This is a genomic window from Microbacterium karelineae (genome assembly GCF_009745985.1).
Lineage (GTDB): Bacteria > Actinomycetota > Actinomycetes > Actinomycetales > Microbacteriaceae > Microbacterium > Microbacterium karelineae.
Window position 1 is genome coordinate 1 of sequence record NZ_WFIX01000119.1, and the last position, 677, is coordinate 677.

The window sequence follows — 677 nt, forward strand, 5'->3', positions numbered from 1 at the left end:
TATCTCTTGCTCTACAAGTAGGATCTGTTCTTAAGGCGTATGCCGCTCAGGACATGCAAGGAAGATTAGCGATGAAAGCTAAAACTGAAGCTGCCATTAAAGCTGCTTATGAAAACTTCAATCCATCTTTAGAAGGAGAAATGCTTTCTTCTATGGTAAACCTATATCAGATGAGAGTTACTAACAAAGAAATTGCTTCTGCTACTATTTTAGGATTAGATGCTAAAACAATTTCTAACTTGGCTTATTCTTCTATCTTCGCTAACAAAACTTCTGCAACGAACTTCTTATTACACCCGGATGCATTGAAACTTGATGCTGATCCACTTTGGAAAGCTGCTAACGGAATTGTTGCTGATCAAAAAATGAGCACTGAAAGATATGCCAACGTAGATGATAATTTTGCTAAAAAGAACCGTATGTTCTTAGCTGGTTTAATGAAAGCTATGCCTGAGAAGAAATTCTACCCGGATGCTAACTCTACAATGAGATTAACTTACGGTACTGTAGATAAATTACCTATCAGAAATGACAGAAACTACTTCGGTATTACGGATAACTACTATACAGATATGACTGGTCTTGTTGGAAAATACAAGAAAGGTGATGAAGAATTTGATCTTCCTCAAAGAGTAATTGATCTTTACAACCTTAAAGATTTCGGTCAGTATGCTGAT

At 36.2% G+C, this 677-nt stretch carries 1 protein-coding gene; it reads left to right on the forward strand.

The genetic code is table 11. The annotated features are described in order from the left end of the window. Window positions 1-677 (forward strand): S46 family peptidase (locus GB932_RS22175; protein ID WP_197517216.1); only part of this gene is annotated, 677 nt, incomplete at both ends.